A 25,160-nucleotide genomic window follows, 5' to 3' on the forward strand; every position below is an offset into this window, starting at 1 on the left:
GGGCGCGGGACGGCCGCGCGAGGCGGGCGGACGCGGGACGGCCGCGCGAGGCGGGCGGGCGCCCGGGCGCCCGCGGGCGCCTAGCGGAGGAGCGTCCAGGCCGCCAGGGCGGCGATCAGCGCCGCCGAAAGCAGCGCCGTCACCAGGCGCCCGCGTGGACCGGTCAGCAGCCGCCCGACCAGCGTCCCACCTCCAGCGATCACCAGTTGCCAGCTCGCCGACGCCAGAAAAGCGCCCGCCACGAACATCGCCTCACCGGCCGCGCTCTGCCCGTTCGACGCTTGCCGCCCGAGCACCAGCGCTCCGAAGTAGACGATCGTCATAGGGTTGAGCACGGTCAGGCCGAGCAGTCCAACGTACGCCCGCGGCGGCGTCGCCAGGCCCGCGTCGGACCGGGCCGCGCGAGCCGGATCCCGATGGTGCCGCACCGCGGTGACCGCCGTGTATGCGGCCAACCCCAACAACACCACCGCCGCAACCCAGCGCATCGGACTGGCGACCGGCTCGATCAGCCCGGCGAGGGCGGCGCCACCGATCACGGCTACCGCGGCGTACAGGCCGTCCGCGGTCGCCACGCCCATAGCGGCGGCCGCGCCGACCGCGAACGACGTCCGGGCGGCCAGACCCATGATCAAAATCGCGATGGCGCCCACGGGCACGGCTACGCCGTACCCAGCGATCACGCCATCGACGAACCCCCCGATCACGACCGGACGGGTGGGATCGCAGCCGGCCGCACGCCGCGCTGCTGTCGCGCGCCGGCTACGGCCGTCGCGACAGAGACTCGGCGTCGGTACACAGGCTCGATCACACCTTGATTCTGCGTACCTACAGGTCAGCCGGCCACCGATTTCCCGTCCCGGCTCCCACGTGCCGGGACGGGTCCGATGTGGACGCCGCGCACGGCGATCAAGGAGAAGTCCATCGATCAAGGGCAAATGCACGTGGAAATGAGATCAAACCACGTGCGTTTGCCCTTGATCGACGGCGAGAGCGGCGCGGAAGCGACCGCGAGAGCGGCGCGGAAGCGACCGCGAGAGGGGGCGCGGGCGGCGGGCTGTTAGACGTTGAAGCCTAGGGCGCGGAGTTGGTCGCGGCCGTCGTCCGTGATTTTGTCGGGGCCCCACGGGGGGAGCCAGACCCAGTTGATGCGGAAGTCGCTGACCAGGCCGCCACCCGGGCCACCCGTCAACGCCGACCGGGTCTGGTCTTCGATCACGTCGGTCAGCGGGCAGGCCGCCGACGTCAGCGTCATGTCGATGGTCGCGATGTTGTCGTCGTCGACGTGCACGCCGTAGATGAGGCCCAGGTCGACGACGTTGATGCCGAGCTCAGGGTCGACGACGTCCTTCATCGCCTCTTCGACGTCGGCAACCGCCGCTTTGGTCACGTCACTCATGCCTTCACCTCCGGAGCCTCGGGCGACGCCGTAGCGGCGGCCGAGGAAGGGTCGACACCCGCCCGCGCCGCCGCGTCCTTGAACGCCATCCACGGTAGCAACGCGCACTTGACGCGGGCCGGGTAGCGGGCCACCCCGGCGAACGCCACACCGTCGCCGAGCAGGTCTTCGTCGGGCGTAACCTGGCCACGGCCGCCCATCAGCTCCACGAACCCGTCAACCACGCGGAACGCATCGCCCGTGGCCCGGCCGGTCAGCAGCTCGTGCAGTACGCTCGCCGACGCCTGGCTGATCGAGCAACCCATGCCGTCGTACGAGATGTCGGAAAATGACCCGTCGTCGGTCGCGACCCGGATGGTCACCTCGTCACCACAGGTGGGGTTGACGTGGTGCGCTTCCCCGACGAAGGGCTCACGCAGCCCGCGACCCTGTGGATGCTTGTAGTGGTCCAGGATTATCTCCTGGTACAGCTGGTCGATCTGCATCAGTCGAACACCTTCCGCACCTGCTCCAAGCCGCGCACGAGGGCGTCGACCTCTTCCACGGTCGTATAGAGGTAGAACGACGCGCGGGTCATCGCCGGTACGCCATACCGCTGGCAGATCGGCCGTGCGCAGTGATGGCCGACCCGCACCTCGACACCGACCGAGTCGAGGATCTGGCCCACGTCGTGGGGATGTACCCCATCGAGCGCGAAAGAAAGCGTGCCACCCCGGCCCACGGGCACGTTGGGGCCGAAGATGCGCAGGCCGGGCACCGTGGCGAGGGCATCGAGCGCGTACGCCGTCAGCTCCTTTTCGTGCCACTGCACGGCCCGCATGTCGATCGACGTGAGGTAGTCGACGGCAGCGCCCAGCCCGACCGCCTCGGTGATGGGCGGGGTGCCGGCCTCGAACCGGGCGGGCGGCGCCGCGAACGTCGACCGCTCCATCGACACCGTCTCGATCATCGAGCCGCCGCTGAGTACCGGGGGCATCTCGGCGAGCAGCTCGTGGCGGCCCCACAGGACGCCGATGCCGGTCGGGCCGCACATCTTGTGCCCGGTGAACGCGATGAAGTCGACACCGAGGTCGGTCACGTCGACCGGCATGTGGGGCACTGCCTGCGAGGCGTCGAGCATGACCAGCGCGCCGACCTCGCGGGCGCGCGCGGCGATCGCGGAGACCGGGTTGATGGTGCCGAGCACGTTGGACACCAGGGCGTACGAAACGAGCTTGGTGCGCTCGTTGACGAGCTCCTCCAGGTCGTCGAGGTCGAGCCGGCCGGCGTCGGTGACCCGGAACCACCGCAGCTTCGCGCCGGTGCGCTCACACAGGAGCTGCCACGGCACGATGTTGGAGTGGTGCTCCATCTCGGAGATCACGATCTCGTCGCCCGGACCGATCTTGAAACGGGATCCCGCGCCAGCGTTCGAAAGCGCGTACGCCACCACGTTGATGGCCTCGGTCGCGTTCTTCGTGAACACGACCTCGTCCGGGGTCGACGCCGAGATGAACTGAGCCACCTTCACGCGCGCACCCTCGTACGCCTCGGTCGCCTCGGTGCCCACCTGGTGCACCGAGCGCGCGACGTTGCCGTTGTGGCGTTCGAGGTGCTCCCGCATCGCGTCGATGACCTGGCGCGGCTTCTGCGAGGTGTTGCCGCTGTCCAGGTACACCATCGGGTACCCGTTGACTTCCCGACTCAGGATCGGGAAGTCGGCGCGTACCTTCTCGACGTCGAAGCGCGGCACGCCGTCGTACTGCGGCATGCCCTGCGGGATCGCGATCGTGGTCATGGGTCAGCCCTTCAGGCCTTGGCCGGTCCGGCACCCGCCAGGTAACGCTCGTAGCCCTCGGCTTCGAGCTTCTCGGCCAGTTCGGGCCCGCCCTCTTCGACGATCCGGCCGCCGACGAAGACGTGCACGAAGTCGGGCGTGACGTACCGCAGGATGCGCGTGTAGTGCGTGATCAGCAGCAGGCCGGTCTCGCCGGTGGCGCGAACGCGGTTGACGCCCTCGCTGACGACCCGCAGCGCGTCGATATCGAGGCCGGAGTCGGTCTCGTCGAGGATCGCGATCTTCGGCTGGAGCAGCTCGAGCTGCATGATCTCGTGCCGCTTCTTCTCGCCACCGGAGAAGCCCTCGTTGACGTTGCGCTGGGCGAACGCCGGGTCCATGTGCAGGCGCTCCATGGCGCTCTTCAGCTCGCCGGCCCAGGTGCGCAGCTTGGGCGCCTCACCGTCGACGGCGGTCTTGGCGGTACGCAGGAAGTTGGCCACCGAGACGCCCGGCACCTCGACGGGGTACTGCATGGCGAGGAAGAGCCCGGCGCGGGCCCGCTCGTCAACGGACAGGGACAGCACGTCCTGGCCGTCGAGCAGCACCGACCCGCTGGTGATCTCGTACTTGGGGTGACCGGCGACGGAGTAGGCGAGCGTCGACTTGCCCGAGCCGTTCGGGCCCATGATGGCGTGGGTCTCCCCCGCCTTGACGGTGAGGTTGACCCCGGACAAAATCGGTTTCAGCATCGGCTGCCCGCTTGTTCCATGTGGCAGCTTGACCGACACCTGTAGGTCGCGGATCTCCAGGGTGCTCATGATGGGGTAACTCCGTTACTTGGCGTGAGACTGACAAAGACCTCGCCGTCGCGAACCTCGACGGTAAAGACGGGCACCGGCTCGGTGGCGGGCAGCCCGGTCGGCTCGCCGGTCCGTAGATCGAAACGCGAGCCGTGCAGCCAGCATTCCAGCGTGCAGCCGTCGACCTCGCCCTCGGACAGCGGCACCTCGGCGTGCGAGCACTGGTCGTAGATGGCGTAGAAGTTGTCGTCTTCCGCGTGCACGATGGCGATCTCGGTGCCGTCGATGTCGGCGCTGACCGAGCTGCCCTTCGGGACCTCTTCTACGGAGCAGACCTTGATCATGTGCCGGCCTTCTGGAGGCGGGCCTCGATCGCGTCGCCGAGCCGCTCGCGCAGCTCCTCGACGGGGATCTTGTTGACCAGCTCGGCGAAGAAGCCGCGCACGACCAGCTTGCGCGCCTCGCCCTCCGGGATGCCCCGGGACATCAGGTAGAAGAGCTGCTCGTCGTCGAAACGGCCGGTCGTGCTCGCGTGGCCGGCGCCGGCAACCTCGCCGGTCTCGATCTCCAGGTTCGGCACCGAGTCGGCCCGCGCGCCATCGCTCAGCACGAGGTTGCGGTTGATCTCGTACGTGTCGGTGCCGGTCGCCTGCACCTGGATCAGCACGTCGCCGACCCATACGGTGTGCGCGCCGTCGCCCTGCAGCGCGCCGCGGTAGCCGACGTAGCTGCGGCAGTCCGGCACGCTGTGGTCGACGAGCTGGCGGTGCTCCAGGTGCTGGCCGGCGTCCGCGAAGTACAGGCCGTACAGCTCGGCCTCGCCGCCCCGCCCGGTGTACTCGACGCTGGTGAACTGCCGCACCAGGTCGCCGCCCAGCGACACCTGGATATGCGTCACCTTGGCGTCGCGGCCCAGCTTGACCTTGAGGTGCTGGGCCTGCACCGAATCGGGTGTCCAGTCGGCGACCGTGATCAGCGTGAGTTTGGCGCCGTCGGCGACCGTCACCTCGACGTTGTCGGCGAGCGTGACCGAACCGGTCTGCTCCACCACCAGCGTGGCCTCGGCGAACCGCCCGACCTCGATGAAGGTGTGCCCGAACGACGGGGTCTCGGTGCCGTCACCGGTGATCCGGACGACGGCGGGCCGGGCGAGGACGGCCTCGGCGGCCACGGTGACCAGCGCGGCCTCGGCGAAACCGCCGTACGCCAGCGCGCTGATCCGGTCGAAGGGCACCAGGACCGAACCGATCCTGGGGTCGCCCTTGTCCACGGTGGACACCGTGACGCCGTCCGGCAGGTCGGTGTACCCGATTGCCGGCGCGGCCCGACCCGCGGGAGACCCCGCGGCGGCTAGGCCGCGAAGCCGCTTGAGTGGCGTGAAGCGCCACTCCTCCTCCAGGCCCGTGAGGGCCGGGAAGTCCGCGACGTCATATGACCGCAGGGCCTGGGACTTGGTCTTCGGCGGTGCGGCAAGAGTGTCGGTCATTAACCGACCGCTCCTTCCATCTGCAGTTCGATGAGGCGGTTGAGCTCCAGGGCGTACTCCATGGGGAGTTCCTTGGCGATCGGCTCGATGAAGCCGCGCACGATCATCGCCATCGCCTCGTCTTCGGTCAGCCCTCGGCTCATCAGGTAGAAGAGCTGGTCTTCGCTGACCTTGGAGACGGTCGCCTCGTGCCCCATCGACACGTCGTCCTCGCGGATGTCGACGTACGGGTAGGTGTCCGACCGGGAGATCGTGTCTACGAGCAGCGCGTCGCACTTGACGGTGCTCTTGCTGTGCGAGGAGCCTTCGAGCACCTGCACGAGGCCGCGGTACGATGTGCGGCCACCGCCACGCGCGATCGACTTGCTGATGATCGTGCTGGACGTGTGCGGCGCGGCGTGCACCATCTTGGCGCCCGCGTCCTGGTGCTGGCCCTCGCCGGCCATGGCCACCGACAGCACCTCGCCCTTGGCGTGCTCGCCGGTCATGTAGACGGCCGGGTACTTCATCGTGACCTTGGAGCCGATGTTGCCGTCGATCCACTCCATGGTCGCGCCCTCGTGCGCTACGGCACGCTTGGTGACCAGGTTGTAGACGTTGTTCGACCAGTTCTGGATGGTCGTGTACCGGCAGCGGGCGTTCTTCTTCACGATGATCTCGACGACCGCGCTGTGCAGCGAGTCGGAGGAGTAGATCGGCGCGGTGCAGCCCTCGACGTAGTGCACGTACGCGCCCTCGTCGACGATGATCAGCGTCCGCTCGAACTGGCCCATGTTTTCCGTGTTGATCCGGAAGTACGCCTGGAGCGGGATCTCCACCTGCACGCCCTTGGGCACGTAGATGAACGAGCCACCGGACCACACGGAGGTGTTGAGCGCGGCGAACTTGTTGTCGCCCACCGGGATCACCGTGCCGAAGTACTCCTTGAAGAGGTCTTCGTGCTCCTTGAGACCGGTGTCGGTGTCAAGGAAGATGACGCCCTGCTCCTCGAGGTCTTCACGGATCTTGTGGTAGACCACCTCGGACTCGTACTGCGCCGCCACACCCGCGACCAGCCGCTGCTTCTCGGCCTCCGGGATGCCCAGCCGGTCGTACGTGTTCTTGATGTCCTCGGGCAGGTCTTCCCAGCTCGCGGCCTGCTTCTCGGTCGAACGCACGAAGTACTTGATGTTGTCGAAGTCGATGCCGGTGAGGTCGGCGCCCCAGGCGGGCATCGGTTTCCGACCGAACAGCCGCAGGCCCTTCAGGCGCAGGTCGAGCATCCAGGCCGGCTCGTTCTTCTTGGCCGAGATGTCACGGACCACGGCCTCGTTGAGGCCGCGCTGCGCCGCCGAACCGGCGACGTCCGAGTCGGCCCAGCCGTATTCGTAATTGCCGAGCACGGCGAGCTGCTCTGCTTGTGTCATCTGCTCGGTCACTATTCGGTCCTCACCGTGGTTGTCGGTACCTGGCGCGGCTGTGCCGGGATGTGTGTGGTGCACACCCCGTCGCCGTGCGCGATCGTGGCCAGCCGCTGCACGTGGGTGCCGACCAGTCGGGATATCACCGCTGTCTCGGCCTCGCAGAGCTGGGGGAACTCGGCGGCCACGTGCGCCACCGGGCAGTGGTGCTGGCAAAGCTGGCCGCCGGTCGCGATCGCGGACGCGCTGGCAGCGTAGCCCTCGGCGGTCAGCGCCGCGGCGAGAGCCTCGGCCCGCGCGATCGGGTCGTCGCCGGCGCCCTCCAGCGCCGTCCGGCAGCGGGTCTCCAGCCCGGAGACCTGCTCTGTCGCGAACGCCTCGACGGCCTCGGGGCCGCCCGTGCGTGCGATCCACCGCAGCGCCGCCGTGGCCATGCCGTCGTAGAAGTGCCGCCCGCAGTCCTGCCGGCCCGCGTCGGTCAGCACGAACAGCTTCGCCGGGCGGCCACGGCCACGGGCACCCCGGACCGGCCGCTCGCGAGCGACGACCGCGCCGTCGGCGAGCATCGCGTCGAGATGGCGGCGAACCGCCGCCTGTGTCAAGCCCAGCTCGGCGCCCAGCTCCGCCGCGGTGGCGGAGCCGTGCTCAAGCAGCAGCCTGGCGACCCGGTCGCGCGTGCGCCCGTCGGCCGCCGGCTGGAGCTCAGATAGCGCCGCCGGGTATTTCACAACGCCAACGTTACGTATTTCCGGGAGCCCTCGCAAACCCGCGTCCCGGTGATCCGTGCCACCGCACCTACTACGTAGGATAGTGGCCGTGCGTCTCCTCTCCCGTCTCGCCCTGGCCTCGGTGATCGCCAACGTCGCCATCGTCGTGACCGGCGGCGCCGTGCGGCTCACCGATTCCGGTCTCGGGTGCCCCACCTGGCCCAGGTGCACCGACGAGTCCTACACAGCCAGCCCGGAGATGGGCATCCACGGTGCCATCGAGTTCGGCAACCGCCTCGTCACCTTCCTGGTCGCGGCGATCGCGATCGCCGGGCTCATCGTCGCGCTGCGGCAACGACCACGGCGGCGGTCTCTGATACTGCTGGCGGGCGCGGTCGCGTTCGGCATCCCGGCACAGGGCGTCGTCGGCGGCGTCACGGTGCTCACCAACCTCAACCCGTGGGTGGTGGGCCTGCACTTTCTCGCGTCGATGGCGGTGCTCGCGGCCGCCTACGGCTTCTGGCGCACCGCCCGCGAGCCCGCGCCCGCGCCCGCGGAGATGGTCTCCCGGCCGCTGCGCGCGCTCGGCTGGGTGATCACGGCGGCCAGCGCGGCGGTGCTGGTCGTGGGCACCTGGGTCACCGGCAGCGGACCGCACTCCGGCGACCACGGCGCCGCGCGCAACGGCCTCGACCCCGAGACGATCTCCCAGGTCCATGCCGACCTGGTGTTCCTGCTGGTCGGGCTGTCGGTCGCCGCGTGGCTCGCCCTCTGGGGCATCGGCGCCCGCCGCGCCGCGAGAGCAGCTCTGGTACTGGTGGGAGTCGAGCTGGCGCAGGGCCTGATCGGCTTCGTCCAGTACTTCACCGACCTCCCGGTGCTGCTGGTGGGCGCCCACATGCTCGGCGCCTCACTGGTGTGGCTCGCGACGCTTGCTCTCCTCGCCGATCTCGCGGTTGTCAGGTCCCAAACCGGGCGAACCGCCACGGCAACCGCAAGATCGGCGGATTACTCCTTGATCAAGACGTTGAGTTAAGCATTTGGGCGGTGCGTCAAGAGGTGTTCGAGGGCAAAGACAACGAGACTCGTCGATGATCTGGTTTGACTAAGAATCCGGATCTTGAGGAGTCCCGTTGCGGGGCTACGTCGGGCTGGGTTCGCTGGGCAGTGGCGGAAGGTGTGCGCTGTCGGCGGGGCTGGGCGACTCGAACGGGGTCGGGTCGTCGCTGGGATCACCGCCGGGGCAGCCGGCCAAAGCGGTGGCCAGGAGCAGGGCGAGGGTCAGACGGCCGATCGTGGCCGCGACAGTACGGCTCATGGCTCTCCTACCGTTGCAGGGCTTGGATGGGTGGGATGCGAGAGGCCCGCAGGGCGGGGTAGAGGCCGGCGACGATGCCTGTGAGGGTGCCGAGGGCGGGCGCCGGCAGGACGGTCCACGGTTCGAGGACGGCGGTCCATTCCCGCAGGGCGGCGACGGTGACGACCGCGGTGGCTCCGAGAGCGGTGCCGGCGAGGCCGCCGAGGGTGCCCAGGAGGGCGCTTTCGGTGAGGAACTGGGCGGCTACGTGCCGACTGCGGGCGCCGAGGCAGCGGCGCAGGCCGATTTCTGGTACGCGCTCGAGGACGGCGACCAGCGTGGTGTTGGCGATGCCGACAGCACCGATGACGAGGCAGATCCCGGCGAGTAGGAGGAACAGGGCGCTGAGGTCGGCGGCGACGCCTTCCTGGAGGCTGCGTGGGTCGGGCGGTGCGGTGACGCGTAGCCGGTGCGCGGCGTCGGGACGCAGGGCGACGGCGAGCTGCGCCGCGACGACCTGGGCGGCGCCGAGCCGGGTCTCGACGATCATGCGCATGGGGTCGCCGCTGGCCGGCGGTCCCCAGAGGTCTTCCGCTGTGGCCCGCGGCACGGTGACCGAGAGCAGCAGCTCACCGTGGCGCTGGGCGTCGGCGATGATGCCGATGACGGTGAGGGGTACGCCGTCGACGAAGACAGCGGGCCGGGTATCGAGGCGGGTGATGCCGAGGCGCTGGGCGACGGCCTGCCCGAGCACGGCGACGTGTTGCCGGTTGCCGTCGTGGAACTCGTCGTAGAGGCGGCCGGCGGCCAGGATGGGGCGCATGGCGAGGACGGCGCCGGGGCTGGCGGCCACGACAGGGTAGGCATCGAGGCCGGCGGAGTCGGCCAAGGGCAGCCTGCTGACCGGGCGAGTGCCGGCGAACCAGTAGACGCCAGCTTGGTCGACGCCGTCGATCGCCAGCGCCCGGGACACCGCGTCGGGGGTGAACGGGGGGCCTTCCAACTCGGCGTCGGCGGCTACGTCCTCGACGGTGACCTCGGTGGCCGCCAGCACGGTGAACCGCTTGCTGATCTGGGCGCCGGTGGTGGCGGTCAGGCCGAGCACGGCCACGAACGTCGCGACGCCGACGACAGTGCCCAGGGTGGTCAAGGTGGAGCGAGCCGGGCGTTGTAGCACGCCAGCGAGTGCTTCTCGGACGAGATCGCGGGCGCTGAGCCGGGCAGGCGGCACGGCGTGCGGCCGACGCCACCGGCCCAGCGCCCTCACCGCCGCTCCTCGGTGTGAAGGCGGCGCCCTTCCATGATGCCGTCGCGGATGGTGAGGACCTGTTGGGCGCGGACCGCCACGTCCTCGTTGTGGGTGACCACCACCAGGGTGACGCCGGTGCGGTGCAGGTCGTCGAAGAGGTCGAGGATGGCAGTGGCGGTGACCGAGTCGAGGTTTCCGGTGGGCTCATCGCACAGCAGCAGGCTGGGCCGGTTGACCAGGGCCCGGGCCACCGCGACCCGCTGGCGCTCGCCACCGGACAGGGTGGTAGGTAGGGCAGCGGCGCGGTGCGCGAGCCCGACGCTGGCGAGCGCATGGGCGGCGCGGGCCACGCGCTCGCCGTGCTGGACGCCGTTGTAGAGCATTGCGAGCATCACGTTCTCCGCGGCGGTGCGGTGCGGCATCAGGTGGAACGCCTGGAATACGAAGCCGATCCGGCGTCCGCGCAGGGCGCCGCGTTGCGGTTCGGACAGGCGACCCACGTCGATGCCGTCGAGGCGGTACCGACCGGTGGTCGGCGTGTCGAGCAGGCCGATCAGGTTGAGGAAGGTGCTCTTGCCCGAGCCGGAGGGGCCCACCACCGCCACGTACTGCCCCTGTTCGATGATCAGGTCGGCGGGTCGCAGCGCGGGCACGGGCGGCGGGCCGGGATAGGTGCGCCCGACCCCGGCAAACTCGACCGCGGGAGTGCTCACCGCTGCCCCACCACGACCCGGTCGCCCGGCTGAAGCTGACCGGCGGGTGCGGACACCTCGACGTACCCGTCACCGGTGCGCCCGACGGTCACCGGCACCGTGCGCTGCTCGCCCGTCCCGGCGACGACGGTGACCGTCACTAGCGAATCCGCGGCGGCCGAAACGGCGGCCACCGGCACCACCAGCACTGGCTGCGCCGAGCTGGACACGACGATGCTGAGCCGCACCGTCTGCCCGACCAGCGCCGCGTCGAGGGGCGGGGCGCCGGACACCGCCACGGCATACCCGGACGGGACCGCCCCGCCGCTGGAGTCACCGGACTCGGCCGGGCCGCCCGGCGCGGCCGCCATCGCCGCGGCCGGCGCCCCGACCGCGACGACCTTGCCCGACAATGCCTCGCCGCCCTCGCCGGCTCCGATCTGCACTGGCAGGTCGGCCACCACACCCTGTGGATCGGCCCCGGCCAGGGTGCCCACGGCGACCACGTCGCCCACCGCGAGAACGGCCAGGGTCTCGGTCACCTCCTGCCCGACCACCGCGTTAACCTTCGTCACCCGCGCCGGAAACCGCGGCACGAACGCGACCTCGCCCATCGGCAGCATCGGCCCGGTGCGAGCCACCAGCGCCGCTAGGTCGGCCTTCGCCTGTGCCAGCGCCTGCTTGGCGTCGGCCACGTCGGACGTACCCGGCGCCGACGTGGCCGCCGCCCGCCCCTGCCGCAGCGCGCGCTCGGCCGCCGTCACCTGGGCGCGGGCGGCCCGCACCGCCTGCGCGTCGGCCTCACCCGTCGTCGGCACCGGATAGCCCAGCGACTCGTACAGTCGGGTCAACGCCGCCTTCGTCGATGGCCCGAACACCGACTCCGCCACCCGGTACCCCAGGCTGCGCAGCGCCGCCTGCAACTGCGCGACGTCCTTGCCTCGCGCGCCTGGGCGGATGTCTCGATACGCGGGAAACGCGCCCGGTAGCACCACGACCGGGCGGCCGGACACCTCTGCAACCACCGCGCCGGCAGCCAGCCGCTGCCCAGCCTTGACCCGGACCCCGGTCACCACCATCCGCTCCGCATCGAAGACCGCGGCCGGGCGGATCTCCACCGGGCGGGTCTGCACCACCGTGCCGCGCAACACCACCGTGTCTTCGAGCAACCGCCTCTCCACGACCGCGGTCAACACCGTGCGCTCGGGCGCCTCCGTCTCCGCCGCGACCTGCGCAGGCGACCGGACCAGCGTGGACAGGCCGAGCACGGCTAGGCACAGCGCGGCCACCACGACCGCAGCCCAGGTCAGCCAGCGCTGCCGCCGCGCCAGCACCGAACCTACCGGCGGCGCCCCCTCGGCCGCCTCGCCGGCCCGCTCAGGCACATCGGGCGTCGCCATCAAGCGCCGCCGCTGGCCAGCACCCGCCCGGCAGCGGCCACCCGCGCCTGCACGTACACCTTGGCCGCAGCCAGCTCGGCGGCGTGCTGCTCCACCTGCCGCCCCTGGTACGCCCGCTCCACCGCCAGCATCGTCCCGACCACGTTGGTCTTCTCCTTGCACGTCACGTCGGCGACCGCCGTCGCGATCTCCTCCGCACTGATCGTCTCGCTCTGCCACCGCTGGTCGTCGTTGGCCGCGAACGGATCGGGATAGCTGAAGCCCTCATCCTTCATGCACGCGCTCCACGCCGCGAAGACCTTTACCACCCGACTGTCGGTCATCGTGCGCCCCCGCGCCTCAACCTGGAGGCGCTGCACGAGCGCCAGGTCGGCCTCCTGCACACCATCGCCGAGCTGGTCCATCGCCTCCTTCACACAGCCACCCGGAGGCACCGACTGCCCGTTGTACGAGCTCTGCCCGCGCCCCGCCCACACGTTCATCGCCTCCGTCGAGGGCGTCGGAGCATTCGCGTCCCGCTCGGCCAGGGTGCGCTGTCGCTTGATGATGTCGACCGCGTGATAACCCTCCACCGACGCCTTCTCCACATCTATGATCGAATAACGCCGGGCATATGGATCGATTTTGGACGAGCCTGACACCCGCGCCGCGGGCCAGTCAAGACCGAAACGCTTCATGCACTGCCGGCCCAGAATGTTGACAGCATCGGTAATGGCATGTTCTTGATCGTCGGTCTGGACGAAATCATCCAATGGCAGAACCAGTTCCGAAGACGACCGGATCATCGGGGCCGCGTCGATGGCGGGTTCGCCTGCGTCATCATCTGAGGCGTCCTTGGTGCATCCAACCAACACGACGACCAGCGCCACGACGGCAATGGTGCGCCACACGGATGACCGTCGCCCTTGCGGGACTGGAATCATGAGGATCTCCTCGACGGGACGGTGGACACCAGACACTGTCCCCCTATAGGTCCATCAATACTGGTCACAGTTGTAGCGAAATATTTTCTCCGGAAGTTCACCCTTACGGTGCCCCGCCCGGCACTGCCCGGCCACGGCCGTGGCACGGACGGGACACCGCCTCTCACCGTATCCCTCGCCCGGGGCGCCACGCGCCCCACGGCGGCTAGAAGAACAAGTGGGAGCTCAGGTTGTCGTTGAAGCTGCCCAGACTGTAGTACGCCCAGCTAACGCTGCCCGACGCCTGCCCATACGGGAGAACCGAGATGTACGGGTAGGTGTAGTTGGCGTGCTGGTACGTACGCAGGCTCCGGGTCTGGTGGTAGTTGGCGATACTGCTCGCTCGGTCGTTGAGCTGAGTGCCCGAGTTGACGAAGAAGTATCCGCCGTAGTTGGAAATGTTGCCGTTGCTGTCGTACAGCGCGCCGCCGTAATTGGAGTTGACCCACAGCACGAACTCGCCGTACTCGATCACGCCATTGCCGGGCGCGGCGGCAGCCGGTGTCGCGGCCCCGAACAACCCGGCCGCCGCGACACCCGCGATTGCCGCGGTAGCGGCAATCGCCTTCTTGATTCTCACTGTCTACGTCCCCCTTGGTGAATTCACACCACGGCCCTCGCTGGATGCGTTGCCGAGGCGATCTGCTTGTTGGCACGTTCCGGACCTACGCGCAGGCATCCCCGAGGAAGATCTCGTACGCCGAACCCCGCGGAGAGAGAGTCACCCAGTCGCGAACGGGGCGACACGCTAGAACCATGCCACAAGATGCGTTGGGGTCAATACCATAGTCGGCTATAAGCATCTGCTGATTGCGAGCGATCAACGTTGTACCGCGCACCTTCGAGGGCACATGGGCTGCTAGGCGAGCTTATAGGCGCGGATCACCGTCTGCTCCACTGTGTTGCCTGACTCGTCCTCGGCGACCGCCCGCAGCGACACGTAACCAGGGCCGACGGGGTGCTGGAGCACGACCGCGCCGGCCGCTACCGGCGTCTCCACCCAGGTCTTGCCGTCGTCGTACGACACCTCCACGCGCAGAGACGCGTTCGGGGCGGCCGCCGAGTCGGGTTGCGGGGTGACGGTCACCGGGATCGTCGCGGGGCGGCCGGCGGGGGCGGCGTTTTCGCTGTTGACCGGCGGCGCGAACTGCACCGTCGACAGCGGCATCCGCACCGCTTTCTCCCCGTCCACGTGACCGGACCGGAACGTCCACGCCACCCGCACCTCGGTCGACAGCGTCGCCGGGCCGGCCCGCTGCGCCACCATCTCCAGGCGGTACCGCGCCGGCGCGGGCGGCACCTCGAACTCTCCGTTCAGCTCGCCGAGCTCGGCCACCTGGCTGCCGTCGCTGAAGAGCGTGATCCGGCCCGTCGCGATGCCCGAGTACCCGGCCCGGCCCACCCCGTCGCCGTACAGCGGGGCGAGCACGAGCAGCTTGTCACCGGTGCGGGTCACCCATTGGTGCTCGTACGCCGGTGACGCCACCGTCGGGCCGAACACGCCGCGGCTCCACTGCTCCTGGTACGCCTGTCCGGCCTTGTAGTCCAGTGGCGGCGCGACGGTGGTCGTGACGTACGCGTCGGCGGTCATCTCGTCGAACGACCGGAACCACCGCATCCGCCCGCCCGCGTTGTAGTACTCGGTGCGGGTGGACGGCAGCGCGAACGGCAGTGGGTGCGCGAAGCCGCCCATCAGCGTGTCCGGCAGCACCGGCCAGGCCAGCTTCCGTCCCGTGGTGCCGGCCGCCTCGTGCCCGTGGTCGGCCCGCACCGTGGCAAGGTCAGCGGCCGTCAGCTGCTGCGACATTCCGGTGATCATGTGATTTTCGGTGAGCCAGCCCAGCAGGTACGCGGCGTCCGGCGCCTCGAACGTCGCCGTCACCCGCGACACGAACCCCGCCGACGTGCCGGCGTCGACCGCGGCGGCGTACAGGCCGGAGAAGGTGCGGCCGAGTGTGCCCACCTCGACCGTGCGCCCGGTGGCGACCGCGCTGGCCGCCACCTCGGCGAACGCCTGACCGGCGTCCGCGCGCGGCACCGACACCGACAGCGGCGCGCCCCGCCGCGCGTCCAGCGTCACGGTCAACGCGCCGCCCACGTCGAGGCTTGGCTGGGCCAGCATCGTCGTGGCATAGCCGGCACCGTCCGGCCCGGTGATCGCGCTGAGCACCGCGTACCGGCCCTTCGGCAGCCGGGTGCGCACGGTACCGGTGGATGCGGGCAGGGTGCGGGCGATCTTGCCGTCCCAGCTCGCCAGCACCGTCACGTACCCCTCGGCTGGGGCGCCGTCGCGCCCCAGGTGCGCCACCGTTACCTCGTAGCTCTCCACCTCGCGATCGAACGCCACCGGCGTGACCAGGTCGCCGGCCGTCAGGTGGCCGGTGAGCAGCCCGTCCGGCCCGTCCACCCGGCCGTCGACGGTCACCGTGACCTCGGCGGTGCCGCCCGCGGGCACGGTGACAGTCGTCGGCTCGACGACGACCATGGCGGCCGGCAGCCCGTCGACAGCCGGCGTGAGGGTGATCGGCTCGGTGCCGTCGTTGCGGTACGTGACTGTCTTCGTGACCGGGGAGTCGTCGTCGTGCGGCCACGGTTGCCGGCCGAAGCTGAGGCTCGCCGGCACGGCGGTGACCGTCCGGGTGACCGCCGCGGCCACATCGAGCCGCCCGGCGCCCTGCGCGAACACGCTCAGCGCCGGATCGGGCTTCGCCGCACCCATCAGGCCGGCCTTGAGCTGCGCCGGGGTCCAGTCGGGACGCCGCTGGGCGAGGATCGCGGCGGCACCAGCGGCGTGTGGGGCGGCCATGGAAGTACCAGACAAGGTGGCGTGCGTGTCACCCGGCAGCGTCGAATCGGCGCTGCGCGCGGCGGTGATGTCGACGCCCGGGGCGGTGAGGTCCGGCTTGAGCGCGCCATCCTCGGCGCGCGGGCCCTGGCTGGAGAAGTCGCCGAGCCTGTCGGCCTTCGTGACCGCGCCGACCGCGAGCGCCGCGTCCGCCGTGGCCGGCGACGAGATCGTGCCCGCACCCGGGATGTTGCCCGCCGCGACCACGAAGAGCGTGCCGTGCGCGGCGGTCAGCGTCTGCACCGCCCGCTCGACCGGGTCGAGTCCGGGCGTGTCAGGGCCGCCAAGGCTGAGGTTGGCGACCGTGGCGCCCTGCGTGGCCGCCCACTCCATCCCGGCGACGATCCACGACTCGGAACACCCGCCGGCCACACACACCTTGCCGTCGAGCAGTCGCGCGCCCGGCGCCACACCGTCGGCACCGGCCACCGTCGCCGCCACGTGCGTGCCGTGGCCGGTGCGGTCCTTGTCGTCTTCGGCGCCCGCGGTGAAGTTCTGCCGCGCGGTCACCCGGCCCGCCAGATCCGGATGAGCGGCGTCCACCCCGCTGTCGAGCACCGCGACCGTACTGCCGGTGCCGTCGAAGCCAGCCGCCCACGCCGCCGGTGCCCCGACCTGCGGCACGCTCTCGTCCAGAGCCGGCTGGCGCAGCCCGTCGAGCCAGATCGCGTCGACGCCGATGGTCATCCGCCGCTCAGCCGGCCCGCCGACCGTGAACGTCGACCAGAAGGTGGTCAGCCTTCGCGTGTCGGCACTGACCGCGTGCCCCTCGACCGGCACCAGATCACGGACGACCCGCGCACCGCCCTCGGCCACTCGCTCACGCCCCCGGGCCCGCGCGTCGGTCCCGTCGTAGGTGACGATCAGCGGCAACTCGGCCAGCGCGTCATACCCATACTCGAACAGGGTCGTGACGTCGAACAGCCGCGGATCCAGATCACCGGCCCGCAGCAGCGGCAGCGCATCAGCCGGAATCACATGCAGGTGAGTCCCGTCCCGCCGGGTCACGAACCGCATGTCCTCCCGCCCCGCGCCGGGTGTCACGGAGGCCTTGTCACCGGCGGTGACGGTGACACTGTCGCCACTGACGAGGGTGACAGAGCGGGCGTCCGCCGTGGGCGCGGCCGCGGCGGAGACGGCAGGCGCCGCTTCCCCTTCAGCGACAGCGGGTACGGCCGCAGCCGCACACAGCACCACAAGCGCGACCACACCCCGCGTACCCACCCTCACGTAGATCCACCTCCACAAATCACCAAAGCCAGACATAGACGAAAGCAGATGCCTCCAACTTCCGCAACCCCGCTCCACACCCGCGCCACGCCCGCGCCGCGCCACGCCCGCGCCGCTCCACGCCCGCGCCGCGCCGCGCCGCGCGAGGCGCTCCCCTCCCGGCGATCAAGGGCAAACGCACGTGGTTGGATCTCTTTTCCACGTGCGTTTGCCCTTGATCGATGGACTTCTCCTTGATCGCGGGACGGTTGGCCGCCGTCGAAGCCGCGGGCCGCGCCGACCCACCCGCCGGCGGCGCTCGGGCTGTTCAGCGGCACCGATCCGTCGCCTCGCCGATCAAGGACATCTTCATCGATCAAGGTCGAACGCACGTGGAAAAGAGATCAAAGCACGTGCGTTTGCCCTTGATCGGCGGGGCGAGGGCGGCCGCGGGCGGCGCGGAGGCGAGCGGCGCGCGGAGGGGTCAGCGGCGCGCGAGCGGCGCGCGCGGAGGCAAGCAGCGCGCGGAGGGGTCAGCGGCGCGCGAGGCGCGGAGGACCAGCGGCGCGGAAGGCCAGCGGCGCGGAAGGCCAGCGACGCGCGGGAGGCGGGAGGCGGGCGGCGGTGGGGTTAGGAGCGGGCTGGGGTGCGGGTGGCTATGGCGGCGGCCAGGCGACCAGCCGCGCCTTCGGCGGTGGCTAGGAACAGGGAAGGTTCGGTTAGTTCCAGCTCTACCAGCAACGGGCTGCCGTCTTCGCCGGGGATGACGTCGACGCGGGCGTACAGCAGCTGGTCGGGGCCGCCAGGGATGGCGGCCAGGGCCTGCGCGCCCACTGCCAGCTCGGCGTCGATCGGCACGCGGGGCTTGATGGTCTCTTCCTTGTACAGGCCGGTGGTGCCGGTGTCAGGCCCGTCGAGCATGGCGCCCTTGCGGATGGCGTGGCTGAACGCGAGCTTGCCGGACTCGTCGGGCAGGTACAGCAGCGCGGTCTCGCCGTACGTGTCGACGGCCGACAGGTAGGGCTGGATCATCACGGTGCGGCCGGCGGCGACCAGGCGGGCGGCGTGTTCGCGGGCCAGTTTGGCCTCGTCGGGGTCGCCTAGGCGGTACCGGCCGGTGTCGAGGCTGCCGGCACCCACGGCTGGCTTGATGACGTACGCCTCGCCGGCCGGCGGGGTCCAGGTGTCGTCGGTGGCCCACACGGTGGGTACGACGGGGACGCCGGCCGCAGCGAGCTCGCCCAGGTAGCGCTTGTCGGTGTTCCACCGGACGATGTCGGCGGGGTTGGCGAGGCCGGGAACGCGCGCCGCCCAGGCTACGAACTCGTCGCGGCGGGAGGTGTAGTCCCACGGCGAGCGGAGCACGACCAGGCCGAACGACGCCCAGTCGACGCCGGCCGCGTCCCAGGCCACCGGGGTCACCTCGACGCCGAGCGCGCGTAGGGGTTCGATCAGCAACCGGTCGTCGGGGTCGAGATCGGGCAGTTCGGCGCAGGTAACCAGAGCGACCCGGGATCGCTCCCGGGTCGCTGTGTCGGTGTTGACTGTCACGGGTCTAGTGGTCCAGCCGGGTCAGCGGGCGAGATTCCGCCGGCCCATCGAGCGCCAGAGGTCGTTGCTCGGCCGCATCTGGTCCATGAGCTCGCGCTCCCACTCGTTCTCCACCTCGACGCCTGCCTTGACGCATGCCGTGCGCGCCACGTCGGTGGCCTCAGCGAACTGGTCTGTCCACACGCCGTCCTCCCCCACGAGGACGATCCGTGCGCCACGCTTGCCGACGTACTCGATGACCGCCTTAGCTCCCCCGTGCCCGGCGGCGAAGGCCCGAATGCCCGCGACGAGACCCGCAGGGGTCGACGCCGGAGCTGTCGGATCAGTAGCCAGCTTCGTATCGGAACCATCTGCCATGAGCCGAAGCCTATGCAGACGCAGACGGTTGGCGCGGGGCACCGACATTTTTTTGTGACGCCAATTACCCGGACCTTTGACACGTCAGGGCGACATCTTTGCCCGATTTTTCCGGACATACTGGCAAACGTTGGGGCGACAAATCCGACTTATTGCCGGCTGCCTAAAACCGGACCCGTAACTGCGGAGATTCGAGGCAAAAAGGACAAGCTATATGAGGGCGTCGGCGGCGACCGCGACGAAGAGGATCGTCAGGTACGTCGTCGACCAGTGGAACAGGCGCATCGGCTTCAGTGGCTCACCCCGCCGGGAGCGACCGACCAGCCGATGCGCCTCCAGTACAAAGAGCGCCCCGACGACCAGCGCCGTTACTCCGTACACCGGGCTCATGCCCAAAGGCCAGACCGCGAGTGACGTGACCAGGGTGAGCCACGCGAAGAGCAGGATCTCGGCATTGACGCGGCGTGCCGACGCGACCACCGGGAGCATCGGAATGCCCGCCCGGGCGTAGTCGTCCTTGAACTTGATCGCCAGCGCGTAGAAGTGCGGCATCTGCCAGAAGAACACGACACCGAACAGCGCCCACGCGAGCGGCGACAGGCCACCCGTGACCGCCGCCCAGCCGATCAGCACCGGCGCCGCGCCGCACGCCCCGCCCCAGAAGGTGTTCTGCGGCGTCGAGCGCTTGAGCCACAGCGTGTAGATGACGTCGTAGTACACGATCGCGGCGAGCGTCAGCCCGGTGGCGAGCCAGTTGGTGAACGCGGCCATCAGCGCCACCGACACGACACCGAGCACGAGGCCGAACACCAGCGCGCTGCGCGGTGCCACGCGGTGCGCGGGCAGCGGGCGACGCGACGTGCGCTTCATGACCTGGTCGATGTCGCGGTCGATGTAGCAGTTCAGCGCGTTCGCCGCGCCCGCCGCGAGGGAACCGCCGACCAGCACGACCGCCACCAGCCACAACGACGGCAGGCCGCCCGCGGCGAGCATCATCGCTGGCACGGTCGTCACGAGCAGCAGCTCGACGATGCGCGGCTTGGTGAGGGCGACGTACGCCTTGACCACCGCCGCCACGTCCGGCCGGGCCGACTCGCGGCGCCGCGCGAGGTCGCGCGGGGCGACCGGACGCGGATCGACGACACCCGGCGACGGCGCTGGGCGCTCGGTGATCATGCTCACGTAACCAGGCCACCTTCCGGCGTCGCGGGCAGTTGGAGGGCGTCCGACCAGCAAGGTCAGCGTGCCGACCGACAGGGTACGCGCAGGGTTGATCCGTACTGACTACGACCCCGTGTAGAAGACCGGGCGTGTGAGGCGTCACAGCTCGTGAATGGACGCGGCGTGAGATCCGGGCGCAGACGTTTAGCACGGGTAGATAGGGTCAACGCAAGAGGGTCGACGCATTGCCGAGGAGCACACATCGTGACCGCGAACGAAACATCTCTCACCTGGTCAGAGCTCGACCGCAAAGCGGTCGACACGGTACGGGTACTGGCCATGGACGCCGTCGAGAAATCCGGCAACGGCCATCCTGGTACCGCGATGAGCATGGCTCCGGCGGCGTACCTGCTCTTCAACAAGCTGCTGAAGCACGATCCGAGCGACGCGAACTGGGCCGGCCGCGACCGGTTCGTGCTCTCGATGGGGCACTCCAGCCTGACCCTCTACATCCAGCTCTACCTGTCGGGTTACGGGCTGAGCCTTACCGACCTCCAGTCCCTGCGCCAGTGGGGCTCGCTCACGCCGGGTCACCCCGAGCACGGGCACACCGTTGGCGTCGAGACCACGACTGGGCCGCTTGGCCAGGGCGTGGGCAACGCGGTCGGCATGGCGTTCGCGTCGCGGCGCGAGCGGGGGCTGTTCGACCCGGAGGCGGCGCCCGGTGAGTCGCCGTTCGACCATCACATCTGGGCGTTCGCCTCGGACGGCGACCTCGAAGAGGGCATCAGCCACGAGGTCAGCGCGCTCGCCGGCCACCAGAAGCTGGGCAACCTGATCCTCGTCTGGGACGACAACGAGATCTCGATCGAAGACGACACCCGGATCGCCAAGAGTGAGGACATCGCCGCCCGGTACGAGGCGTACGGCTGGCACGTCGAGACCGTCAGCTGGCGCAAGGGCCACCCCGAAGACGGCGAGTACCAGGAGGACGTCGAGGCGCTGAACGCCGCTCTTCAGCGGGCCAAGGCGGAGACCGACCGGCCCTCGTTCATCGCCCTGCGCACGATCATCGCGTGGCCGGCGCCCACCAAGCAGAACACCGGCAAGTCGCACGGCTCGGCCCTCGGCAAGGACGAGGTGGCCGCCACGAAGAAACTGCTCGGCTTCGACCCGGAGCAGTCGTTCGCCGTCGACGACAAGGTGCTCGCGCACGCCCGCGAGGTGGTCGACCGGGGCCGCGCCGCGCACGCCGAGTGGCAGAAGAAGTTCGACGCCTGGGCCACCGCCAACCCCGAGCGCAAGGCCCTCTACGACCGCATGGCCACCCGCAGCCTGCCCGAAGGCTGGACCGAGGCGCTGCCGGAGTTCCCCGCCGATGCCAAGGGCATCGCCACCCGCGCCGCGTCCGGCAAGGTGCTCGACGCGCTCGCGCCGGTGCTTCCGGAGCTGTGGGGCGGCTCGGCCGACCTGGCGGAGAGCAACAACACCACGATGAAGGGCGAGCCCTCGTTCGTGCCGACCGAGCACGCGACGAAGGAGTTCCCCGGCAACGAGTACGGCCGCACGCTGCACTTCGGCATCCGCGAGCACGGCATGGGCTCGATCCTCAACGGCATCGTGCTACACGGCGGCACCCGCCCGTACGGCGGCACCTTCCTTGTATTCAGCGACTACATGCGGCCAGCGGTGCGGCTCGCCGCGCTGATGAAGCTGCCGGTGATCTACGTGTGGACGCACGACTCGATCGGTCTCGGCGAAGACGGCCCGACCCACCAGCCGATCGAGCACCTGTCGGCGCTGCGGGCGATCCCCGGCCTCGACCTGGTGCGCCCGGCCGACGCCAACGAGACCGCCTGGGCGTGGCGCCTGGCGTTGGAGCACACCGACCGCCCGACTGCGCTCGCACTGACCCGGCAGGCGTTGCCGGTGTTCGACCGCAGCGAGCTCGCCTCCGCCGAAAACGTGGCCCGCGGCGGGTACGTGCTCGCCGAGGCGTCCGGCGGCCAGCCCAAGGTGATCCTCATCGGCACCGGTTCCGAGGTCGCGCTCTGCCTCACCGCACGGGAGCGTCTTGAGGCCGAGGGCACCCCGACCCGGGTCGTGTCGATGCCTTGCCAGGAGTGGTTCCGCGCGCAGGACCAGGCCTACCGCGACTCGGTGCTGCCGAGCAACGTCAAGGCCCGCGTCTCGGTCGAGGCCGCGATCGCGATGTCGTGGCACGACATCGTGGGCGACAGCGGGGAATGCGTCAGCATTGAACACTATGGGGCAAGCGCCCCGTACCAGGTGCTGTTTGAGCAGTTCGGCTTCACTCCCGACCGGGTCGTGGCCGCGGCGCACGCGTCGCTGTCCCGCGTCGGTGAGATCACAGGCACGACGACCGGTAGCTGAGGGAGCGTAGAACTATGACGGACCGGCTTGGTGAGCTTTCGGCCGCTGGTGTAGCGGTGTGGATCGACGATCTCAACCGGGTGCGGCTGGAGTCCGGTGGGCTCGACCAGTTGCGACGGGAAAAGCACGTGGTCGGCGTGACGACCAACCCGACCATCTTCGCCAAGGCGCTCAGCGACGCCGAGGCGTACGACTGGCAGGTGCGCGACCTCGCGGTGCGCGGGGTCACCGTCGAAGAGGCGGTGCGCATGCTGACCACGTACGACGTGCGGTGGGCGTGCGACGTGATGAAGCCGGCGTACGACGCCTCGGCGGGCGTCGACGGCCGGGTCTCCATCGAGGTCGACCCGCGCCTGGCGCACGAGACGGAGAAGACCGCCGCCGAGGCCAAGGCGCTGTGGTGGCTGGTCGACCGGCCGAACCTCTTCATCAAGATCCCGGCGACCGTCGAGGGCCTGCCGGCGATCACCTCGACGCTCGCGGAGGGCATCAGCGTCAACGTGACACTGATCTTCTCGCTCGAGCGGTACCAGCAGGTGATGGAGGCGTTCCTCGCCGGCCTGGAGCAGGCCAAGGCCAACGGCCACGACCTGACGAAAATCGGCTCAGTGGCGTCGTTCTTCGTGTCCCGTGTGGACACCGAGGTCGACAAGCGCCTCGAAAAGGTCGGCACGCCCGAGGCAAAGGCGTTGCAGGGCAAGGCCGCCAGCGCCAACGCGCAGCTCGCGTACGAGCGGTACACGCAGGTGTTCTCCTCGGAGCGGTGGCAGGCGCTCGCCGACGCCGGCGCGCACCCGCAGCGTCCACTGTGGGCGTCCACCTCCACGAAGAACCCCGCGATGCGCGACGTCATCTACGTCGAGGAGCTGATCGCTCCCGGCGTTGTCAACACGATGCCGGCGGCCACGATCGACGCGTACGCCGACCACGGCGAGACGCGCGGCGACACCGTCACCGGCTCGTACGAGCAGGCCCGCAAGGTCCTCGACGACCTGGCGCAGCTCGGCATCGACTACGACGACGTGGTGGAGACGCTGGAGCGCGAGGGCGTCGAGAAGTTCGAGCAGAGCTGGTTGGAGCTGCTCCAGACCGTGGACGGCCAGCTCCAGGCGGGCAAGTGAAGGAAGTCGAGGCGGCGGCCGGGCTCGCTGTATGGCGAGCCAGCCGCCTCGGCGCCGACTTGACGGCAGATCACGAGCCGCCCGGTCTCGACCCGCTGCTTCCCCTGCTGGCTGAGCTGACAGCGGAGGTCGCCGACCTCGATCACGTCGTGGTCGCGGGCGCCGGCTCTGGCGGCACTGTGCTGGCCGCGCGGGCGATCACGCGGACGCTCGGCCGGCCGCTGACCGTCCTGGACACGGCCGACCCTGGCCCCGTCGAGCGCGCCATCGGTGACCGCCTCGATCGCACGGTCGTGGTGGTCGCCGGTGACTCCGACGTCGCTGAGGCGGTGCGCCGGGCCTACCTGAGCGCGTTCCTCGGCGCCGGAATGACCGAGGCGGAGGCCACACGCCGGTTCGTCCTGGTGGGCGACATGGTGCCCGCCGGCCGCTCGGCGCTCAGCGCCGCCGCGCTCGTGCCGGCGGCGCTTGCGGGGGTCGACGTGGCCGAGCTGGTCGAGCAGGCCCGCGAGCTGTCTGCCGCGCTCGTGCGCGGCGGCGACAACCCCGCGCGGGCTCTGGCCTCGGCGCTCTCCGCCGGCCACGACACGGTGGCACTGGTATCGGACGGCACCGGCCTGATCGGCCTGACCGACTGGGTGGGGCGGCTGCTGGCCGAGTCGCTGGGCGTCCTGCCGGTCGTGCTGGAAGACCCGGGCTCCCCGGTCGCCGGCGACCGGGCGCTCACCGTCACCGTGGGTGGCTCGCTGGGCGCGGGCACGGTGCCGGGCGGCGGCGTCTGGCCGGACGTGGCGGTCAACGGACCGTTGGGCGCCCAGTTCCTGGTGTGGGAGCACGCCGTCTCAATGGCCCGAGGGCCCGCGCGAGCGGAGCGAGAGCCAACTAGCTCGGTCACCCGCCGCGCCGCACCGAAGACCACTGGCACCGCTCCGATGGACGCGGGCGAGTTCACCGAGGGCTCGGTGACGGGCTACGGGACGTCCGCGGGGAGCGTCGTAGAGGCGCTTGGCGCGCTGCTACTCGGCAGCCGCCCCGACGGATACCTGTCGATCACCGCGTACCTCGACCCGGTCGCCGATGCCGACGTGGCCAAACTGCGCCCGCTGCTGGCCGAGGTGGCTGGTCGGCCGGTCACGTTCGGTTGGGGGCCGCAGCCCCGGCACCCGGCCGGCACCCATCTCCAGATCACCGGGGCGGTCGCTTCCGACCAGTACCAACTCGGAGATCTTGAGGCGGCTCAGGCCGCCGCAGACCGCGCGGAGCTGGCCCGCGACGGACGCCGGATCGTGCGTCTCGACCTGGCCGACCGCGCCTCAGGGATCGTTCAACTGTTGGACGCCGCAGGGGCCTTGCGAAGCTGAGAGGATAAGT

23 protein-coding genes are annotated in these 25,160 nt (G+C 70.2%); 4 read left to right on the forward strand and 19 right to left on the reverse strand.

All coding sequences use genetic code 11. The features are described from left to right. Positions 1–80: 80 nt before the first annotated feature. The 9 genes from V6V89_RS33200 to V6V89_RS33240 form a co-directional block, all read right to left on the reverse strand. Positions 81–707 carry a LysE family transporter gene (locus V6V89_RS33200; protein WP_334623503.1) on the reverse strand — a complete coding sequence of 209 codons (627 nt, stop codon included), beginning with the start codon at positions 705–707 and terminating at the stop codon, positions 81–83. Between the two features lie 353 nt (positions 708–1,060). Beyond that, on the reverse strand, positions 1,061–1,507 hold the full coding sequence (locus V6V89_RS33205) for a metal-sulfur cluster assembly factor (RefSeq protein WP_442935271.1): 447 nt from the start codon (positions 1,505–1,507) through the stop codon (positions 1,061–1,063). Beyond that, positions 1,396–1,884 carry a Fe-S cluster assembly sulfur transfer protein SufU gene (gene sufU / locus V6V89_RS33210; protein WP_334623504.1) on the reverse strand — a complete coding sequence of 163 codons (489 nt, stop codon included), beginning with the start codon at positions 1,882–1,884 and terminating at the stop codon, positions 1,396–1,398. The genes V6V89_RS33205 and sufU overlap by 112 nt, the downstream gene beginning before the upstream one ends. Continuing rightward, entirely contained in the window at positions 1,884–3,176 is a 1,293-nt protein-coding gene (locus V6V89_RS33215) for a cysteine desulfurase (protein ID WP_334623505.1), read from the reverse strand. The genes sufU and V6V89_RS33215 overlap by 1 nt, the downstream gene beginning before the upstream one ends. Before the next feature lie 11 nt (positions 3,177–3,187). Further along, positions 3,188–3,976, reverse strand: a complete 789-nt coding sequence (gene sufC / locus V6V89_RS33220) for a Fe-S cluster assembly ATPase SufC (protein ID WP_334623507.1) — start codon at positions 3,974–3,976, stop codon at positions 3,188–3,190. After that, the gene (locus tag V6V89_RS33225; RefSeq protein WP_334623508.1) at positions 3,973–4,302 is read right to left on the reverse strand and encodes a non-heme iron oxygenase ferredoxin subunit; all 330 of its coding nucleotides are present in this window, start codon (positions 4,300–4,302) and stop codon (positions 3,973–3,975) included. Before V6V89_RS33225 ends, sufC begins: the two co-directional genes overlap by 4 nt. After that, a complete protein-coding gene (gene sufD / locus V6V89_RS33230; RefSeq protein ID WP_334623509.1) occupies positions 4,299–5,444 on the reverse strand; it encodes a Fe-S cluster assembly protein SufD in 1,146 nt (381 codons plus the stop codon). The genes V6V89_RS33225 and sufD overlap by 4 nt, the downstream gene beginning before the upstream one ends. After that, positions 5,444–6,850 (reverse strand): Fe-S cluster assembly protein SufB, encoded by a 1,407-nt coding sequence (gene sufB, locus V6V89_RS33235; RefSeq protein WP_334623536.1) that lies wholly within the window; start codon positions 6,848–6,850, stop codon positions 5,444–5,446. The genes sufD and sufB overlap by 1 nt, the downstream gene beginning before the upstream one ends. Before the next feature lie 11 nt (positions 6,851–6,861). Further along, entirely contained in the window at positions 6,862–7,572 is a 711-nt protein-coding gene (locus tag V6V89_RS33240) for a helix-turn-helix transcriptional regulator (RefSeq protein WP_334623510.1), read from the reverse strand. Positions 7,573–7,651: 79 nt separating this feature from the next. Here V6V89_RS33240 and V6V89_RS33245 point away from each other — a divergent pair, with 79 nt between their 5' ends. Then, positions 7,652–8,587: a COX15/CtaA family protein gene (locus V6V89_RS33245; RefSeq protein ID WP_442935273.1), complete on the forward strand. Its 936-nt coding sequence runs from the start codon at positions 7,652–7,654 to the stop codon at positions 8,585–8,587. Between the two features lie 105 nt (positions 8,588–8,692). Here V6V89_RS33245 and V6V89_RS33250 read toward each other — a convergent pair whose 3' ends face one another. The 10 genes from V6V89_RS33250 to V6V89_RS33295 all read right to left on the reverse strand — a co-directional run bounded on the left by V6V89_RS33250 (position 8,693) and on the right by V6V89_RS33295 (position 20,295). After that, positions 8,693–8,869: a hypothetical protein gene (locus V6V89_RS33250; RefSeq protein WP_334623512.1), complete on the reverse strand. Its 177-nt coding sequence runs from the start codon at positions 8,867–8,869 to the stop codon at positions 8,693–8,695. 7 nt (positions 8,870–8,876) lie between these two features. Continuing rightward, a complete protein-coding gene (locus V6V89_RS33255; protein WP_334623513.1) occupies positions 8,877–10,115 on the reverse strand; it encodes an ABC transporter permease in 1,239 nt (412 codons plus the stop codon). Beyond that, positions 10,112–10,810, reverse strand: a complete 699-nt coding sequence (locus tag V6V89_RS33260) for an ABC transporter ATP-binding protein (RefSeq protein WP_334623514.1) — start codon at positions 10,808–10,810, stop codon at positions 10,112–10,114. The genes V6V89_RS33255 and V6V89_RS33260 overlap by 4 nt, the downstream gene beginning before the upstream one ends. Further along, on the reverse strand, positions 10,807–12,189 hold the full coding sequence (locus V6V89_RS33265; RefSeq protein ID WP_334623515.1) for a peptidoglycan-binding protein: 1,383 nt from the start codon (positions 12,187–12,189) through the stop codon (positions 10,807–10,809). Before V6V89_RS33265 ends, V6V89_RS33260 begins: the two co-directional genes overlap by 4 nt. Next, entirely contained in the window at positions 12,189–13,058 is an 870-nt protein-coding gene (locus tag V6V89_RS33270; protein WP_334623516.1) for a hypothetical protein, read from the reverse strand. Before V6V89_RS33270 ends, V6V89_RS33265 begins: the two co-directional genes overlap by 1 nt. Positions 13,059–13,317: 259 nt before the next feature. Continuing rightward, positions 13,318–13,731 carry a peptidase inhibitor family I36 protein gene (locus V6V89_RS33275; protein WP_334623517.1) on the reverse strand — a complete coding sequence of 138 codons (414 nt, stop codon included), beginning with the start codon at positions 13,729–13,731 and terminating at the stop codon, positions 13,318–13,320. Positions 13,732–14,010: 279 nt separating this feature from the next. After that, positions 14,011–17,226, reverse strand: a complete 3,216-nt coding sequence (locus V6V89_RS33280; RefSeq protein WP_334623518.1) for a S8 family serine peptidase — start codon at positions 17,224–17,226, stop codon at positions 14,011–14,013. A gap of 609 nt (positions 17,227–17,835) precedes the next feature. Continuing rightward, positions 17,836–18,756, reverse strand: a complete 921-nt coding sequence (locus V6V89_RS33285) for an ATP-grasp domain-containing protein (protein ID WP_334623519.1) — start codon at positions 18,754–18,756, stop codon at positions 17,836–17,838. Between the two features lie 21 nt (positions 18,757–18,777). Further along, on the reverse strand, positions 18,778–19,113 hold the full coding sequence (locus tag V6V89_RS33290) for a hypothetical protein (protein ID WP_334623520.1): 336 nt from the start codon (positions 19,111–19,113) through the stop codon (positions 18,778–18,780). Positions 19,114–19,323: 210 nt separating this feature from the next. Further along, the gene (locus tag V6V89_RS33295) at positions 19,324–20,295 is read right to left on the reverse strand and encodes a heme o synthase (protein WP_442935272.1); all 972 of its coding nucleotides are present in this window, start codon (positions 20,293–20,295) and stop codon (positions 19,324–19,326) included. Between the two features lie 243 nt (positions 20,296–20,538). On the opposite strand from V6V89_RS33295, the gene tkt reads away from it, so the two are divergent. Genes tkt through V6V89_RS33310 form a run of 3 tightly spaced genes read left to right on the forward strand, consistent with a single transcriptional unit; the run spans position 20,539 to position 25,150 of the window. Next, a complete protein-coding gene (tkt, locus tag V6V89_RS33300) occupies positions 20,539–22,668 on the forward strand; it encodes a transketolase (protein ID WP_334623521.1) in 2,130 nt (709 codons plus the stop codon). Between the two features lie 14 nt (positions 22,669–22,682). Then, the gene (gene tal / locus V6V89_RS33305) at positions 22,683–23,789 is read left to right on the forward strand and encodes a transaldolase (RefSeq protein WP_334623522.1); all 1,107 of its coding nucleotides are present in this window, start codon (positions 22,683–22,685) and stop codon (positions 23,787–23,789) included. Then, positions 23,786–25,150 (forward strand): glucose-6-phosphate isomerase, encoded by a 1,365-nt coding sequence (locus tag V6V89_RS33310; protein WP_334623523.1) that lies wholly within the window; start codon positions 23,786–23,788, stop codon positions 25,148–25,150. Before tal ends, V6V89_RS33310 begins: the two co-directional genes overlap by 4 nt. The last annotated feature ends 10 nt before the right edge of the window (positions 25,151–25,160 follow it).

This window comes from Micromonospora sp. CPCC 206061, assembly GCF_036906915.1.
Taxonomy (GTDB): domain Bacteria; phylum Actinomycetota; class Actinomycetes; order Mycobacteriales; family Micromonosporaceae; genus Phytohabitans.

Coding starts and splice junctions, on each gene's coding strand:
- sufC (WP_334623507.1), bottom strand. CDS start 3,976: ATGAGCACCCTGGAGATCCGCGACCTACAGGTGTCGGTCAAGCTGCCA.
- V6V89_RS33290 (WP_334623520.1), bottom strand. CDS start 19,113: ATGGCAGATGGTTCCGATACGAAGCTGGCTACTGATCCGACAGCTCCG.
- sufU (WP_334623504.1), bottom strand. CDS start 1,884: ATGCAGATCGACCAGCTGTACCAGGAGATAATCCTGGACCACTACAAG.
- tal (WP_334623522.1), top strand. CDS start 22,683: ATGACGGACCGGCTTGGTGAGCTTTCGGCCGCTGGTGTAGCGGTGTGG.
- V6V89_RS33225 (WP_334623508.1), bottom strand. CDS start 4,302: ATGATCAAGGTCTGCTCCGTAGAAGAGGTCCCGAAGGGCAGCTCGGTC.
- sufB (WP_334623536.1), bottom strand. CDS start 6,850: ATGACACAAGCAGAGCAGCTCGCCGTGCTCGGCAATTACGAATACGGC.
- V6V89_RS33215 (WP_334623505.1), bottom strand. CDS start 3,176: ATGACCACGATCGCGATCCCGCAGGGCATGCCGCAGTACGACGGCGTG.
- V6V89_RS33265 (WP_334623515.1), bottom strand. CDS start 12,189: ATGGCGACGCCCGATGTGCCTGAGCGGGCCGGCGAGGCGGCCGAGGGG.
- sufD (WP_334623509.1), bottom strand. CDS start 5,444: ATGACCGACACTCTTGCCGCACCGCCGAAGACCAAGTCCCAGGCCCTG.
- V6V89_RS33250 (WP_334623512.1), bottom strand. CDS start 8,869: ATGAGCCGTACTGTCGCGGCCACGATCGGCCGTCTGACCCTCGCCCTG.